The sequence below is a fragment of the Frankia sp. RB5 genome (assembly GCF_059816245.1).
In genome coordinates this window covers 1-1,289 of record NZ_JCBATA010000159.1, presented here as the reverse complement: position 1 = coordinate 1,289, position 1,289 = coordinate 1, and the positions used below count along the sequence as shown (strand labels likewise).

The 1,289-nt window shown below is 70.4% G+C and carries 1 protein-coding gene; it reads left to right on the top strand.

Annotation, left to right across the window (positions count from 1 at the left end):
- Positions 1–59: 59 nt before the first annotated feature.
- A partial coding sequence (locus tag AC6EXY_RS33285; RefSeq protein WP_499842484.1) for an IS701 family transposase occupies positions 60–1,289 on the top strand: 1,230 nt, incomplete at its 3' end.

Here is a 1,289-nt window from a genome sequence, read left to right as displayed (position 1 = left end):
GGAACGAAAAGGACCACCGGAGATCCTCGCGGTTTGTGACGACACGTGAAGATCAGCCGGTGGCCGTGTGCCCCAGCGTAGACCCCGACGGGTGGCTTGAAGCATTCGAGGGGCTCGCGGGCCGGCTCGACCGCCGGTTCGCCCGGCCGGAGTCCCGTCGGCGGATGCGCCGGTTCCTGCGCGGTCTGATGGCCGGGCTACCGCGGGTGAACTGCTGGACGTTGGCCGAGTACGCCGGGGAGGCCTCACCGGGTGGGATGCAGCATTTCCTGGCCGAGGCGGTGTGGGACGACGACGGTCTGCGCGCTGACCTGCGTGACTACGTCGTCGAACGGCTCGGCGACCCCGAGGCGGTGTTCGTCTTCGACGAGACCGGCGACGTGAAGAAGGGATCGATGACCGTCGGTGTCCAGCGCCAGTACACCGGCACAGCCGGCCGGATCGAGAACGCGCAGGTCGCGGTCTACCTGACCTACGCCACCCCGACCGGGCACGCGTTCCTCGACAACGCCCTGTACATGCCGAGATCGTGGATGGCGGACCCGGAACGCCGCCGGGCCGCGGGTGTCCCCGACGACCTGACGTTCCAGACCAAGCCCGCACTCGCCCGCCGCCTGGTCGAGACCGCGCTCGACGCCGGAGTCCCCGGCCGGTGGGCCACCGGCGACGAGGTCTACGGCAACGACCCCGCGCTACGCGCCACCCTCGCCCGCCGCGAGCTCGGCTACGTCCTCGCGGTCGCGAAGACCCACCAGATCGACACGAAGGCCGGCAGGAGGAAAGCGATCGACCTCGCCGTCACCCTGCCCGCCACCGCCTGGAACAGAATCTCCGCGGGCAGTGGGGCCAAGGGCCAGCGGCTCTACGACTGGGCGCTGATCGCGACCACCGGCCAGGATCTACCCGGCCAACACCATCTCCTGATCCGCCGGAACATCACCACCGGCGAGTACGCGTTCTACCGGACCCACCACCCGACCCCGGTCCCGCTGGCCACCTATGTCCGTGTCGCCGGGATCCGCTGGAACGTGGAGGACGACTTCCAGTCCTCCACGGAACTCGCCGCCCTCGACGAGCACCAGGTCCGCCGCTGGACCAGCTGGCACCGCTGGACCCTGCTCGCGATGCTCGCCCACGCCTTCCTCGCCGTCACCACCGCCCGGGCCCATGACACCGAACCCGCCGACGGGCTGATCCCGCTCACCGTCAACGAGGTCCGCCACCTCATCATCCAGCTCGCGATGCCCCGACCCGCCCCGGCCGCCGGCTTCGTGCTGGCCTGGTCCTGG